Origin of the sequence: Oligella ureolytica DSM 18253 (assembly GCF_000373745.1) — a bacterium.
Taxonomy (GTDB): domain Bacteria; phylum Pseudomonadota; class Gammaproteobacteria; order Burkholderiales; family Burkholderiaceae_B; genus Oligella; species Oligella ureolytica.
Genome location: NZ_KB892355.1, coordinates 1 through 2,397, shown reverse-complemented (window position 1 = coordinate 2,397; position 2,397 = coordinate 1). Strand labels below are relative to the sequence as shown.

The following is a 2,397-nucleotide window of genomic DNA, read 5'->3' as shown; positions in this document are numbered from 1 at the left end:
TTGTGCAGAGACTTCGCCTGTAGGTAAGGGCGTCGGGCCAAGAACCCACCGAAGCGAGTCAGGCGATAGGCGCCTGAACGCCGTAGGAATCCCCGGCCTTTAGGCGGGGGAGGATGTCAATGGTTCTAGACATTCTCAAGCTCCCACAGATAATTAATAAGCTTAGGCTAAAGCACCTTGAAGTAGTATAAGCAGAAGCGTTTCCGGCTTATAGAGAAGGAATCTAAGGAATTGTAAGGCTAGGAGCCGGCTGAGCCGGCGGTGATTAATTAGTTGGGTGTTTAATGCGTGATGCGTGCCCGTGAGGCATTCAGCTGAGGAGCATGACGAGCCGTTTGTTCGGCTTCGTCGCTAGCATACGACTCGGTTTCTAACTCCACGGTATGGCCTATATTAAAGGCGGAGACGTAGTTCAGTAGTTGGTCGGACTGATTGCGTAAAATGCCGGAGGCTTGGGTGGTTTGTTCTACCAAGGTCACGTTCTGGTGGGTGGCCTCGTCCATGAGGGAGACGGCTTGGTTAATTTCATTGAGCCCAATGGATTGTTCTTGGCTGGCAGCGGAAATTTCCTGCACCAAACTCATCATGCGTTCGTTGTTAGACACAATTTCCGTCATAATTTGCCCGGCTTGGCTAACGTGAGCGCTGCTGTTGTTGACGATATTGACCGAGCTTTCTATTAACTCTTTGACCTCGTGGGCAGCCGACGCGGAGCGCTGTGCTAAAGCACGTACTTCAGAGGCCACCACCGCAAAGCCTCGCCTCTGTTCACCGGCACGGGCGGCCTCTACGGCCGCATTCAGCGCCAAAATATTGGTTTGAAACGCAATGCTATCAATAATGTTAACGATGTCGGAGATTTTGTTCGAGGCTTCGGTAATCTCATCCATGGTGCTGATCACATTATTAACGGTGTCTCCGCCCTGACGTGCCACGGCAGCGGCCTGACCGGACATGATTTCGGCTTCTCGGGCATTGGCGGCGTTTTGCTGTACGGTGGTGGTGAGCTCTTCGGTGGCACTGGAAGTTTCTTGTAAAGAAGCCGCTTGTTGGTCGGTACGTTCGGCTAACAAGGTAGAACCTTGGGCTACTTGATTGGACACGCCATAAATTTCATTGGCGCTGTGATTAATACGGGAGATCAGCTGGCGTAAATTTTGCTGCATGGCTTGCATTTGCGTGAGCAGCTGGGTGACTTCGTCTTTGCCGTCCAGATAAATGCGTTGGGTTAAGTCGCCTTTGGCAATGGCTTGGGCGGTGGTTTCCACGGAATGAAAGCCTTGGGACATGCGACGCAAGTTCAAAATCATCAACCAGGTCACGGGCAAAGCGCCTAGCAGCACAATCAAAGCAAAAAAGATCAAGGTGTTTTTATAACGCTGATCGGCTTGGGCGTACTCTTGGTTGGCGTGCTCGGATTGGTATTGGATTAATTTATTTAACGCCGAGAGCACTTGCTCGCCTTCGGTACGACCGGCGACTGCAGCGGCTTGCATACTGGCGGCGCTATAGTCGTTTTTCTCTAAACGCTCTAGAGTGTCTTCTACTTGTTTTTGCCATTGGGCATTTGCTTTGGCTAACTGTTCAAATAAGACGCCTTCTTGAGACTCCATGCTGCGATTTTTTAAGCTTGCATAAGCACCGGCGGTGGCTTGTATGTTGGCACGCACATCGTTGATGTGGTCGCTAAGTGGGTGATCATGAAGCACCACCAGCGGTGAGTCCGGATCATGCTGAAAGCTAATAATAAGATTCAGACGACTTTTGTAATGATGATCCTGCATCTGATTCAACACATCTACCGTTTTCATGCGTTCTTCGTGCACACGAAATAAGATATCTTTAGCCTGCATTAAACCTAAAACGCCGGTTAGCATGGCCAAAATAAAAATTAGCCAGTAAGCGGCGGTCGTGCCTAAAAAGCGCTGGCTAAGATTAAAACGATTAAACATACACTCACACCTGTAAATATTTAGTTATATTTATTATACATCAATTGCGTAAAAAGTAGAATAATGGTATTTAATGCAACATGAAGGTGCATAAACCCCGCGGTACAGGTAAATACGAACCTTCATCTGTATATTTACTTATAGTCAGGATCCAAAATGAGCAAAGCACCTTTAACCCCTTCTCCTCAGCAACTCATAGAAAAACAACAGCGCAACATAGAAAACGTGATGACGGCGCAGAACCATTTATTTGCCAGCTTAGAAAAATTAGTGAATTTGAATATTGAGTTGTTCAAATCTTCTTTAGACGAAGTGGCCGCCCAATCACAAAAAGTCGGTCAACTCCAAGTCCACTAACTCGGCCTCAAAATCAGCGCACACACTAGCGAAAATTTCCTGAAGGCCGTTAAGGATGGCTTTTGTAAATACGTCACGGCGGTATTTA

The 2,397-nt window shown here is 47.9% G+C and carries 2 protein-coding genes and 1 pseudogene; 1 reads left to right on the top strand and 2 read right to left on the bottom strand.

Translation table 11 applies throughout. From position 1 onward, the window contains the following. Nucleotides 1-281: 281 nt before the first annotated feature. A complete protein-coding gene (locus tag B092_RS14490) occupies nt 282-1,952 on the bottom strand; it encodes a methyl-accepting chemotaxis protein (protein WP_018575552.1) in 1,671 nt (556 codons plus the stop codon). A gap of 156 nt (nt 1,953-2,108) precedes the next feature. Between B092_RS14490 and B092_RS0112430 the strand changes: the two genes are divergently transcribed. Then, nucleotides 2,109-2,309, top strand: coding sequence for a phasin family protein (locus B092_RS0112430; RefSeq protein WP_018575551.1), 201 nt, complete (start codon nt 2,109-2,111; stop codon nt 2,307-2,309). Here B092_RS0112430 and B092_RS16165 read toward each other — a convergent pair. Then, nucleotides 2,304-2,397, bottom strand: a pseudogene (locus B092_RS16165) (IS200/IS605 family transposase); the annotation flags it as partial. The gene B092_RS0112430 and the pseudogene B092_RS16165 overlap by 6 nt on opposite strands.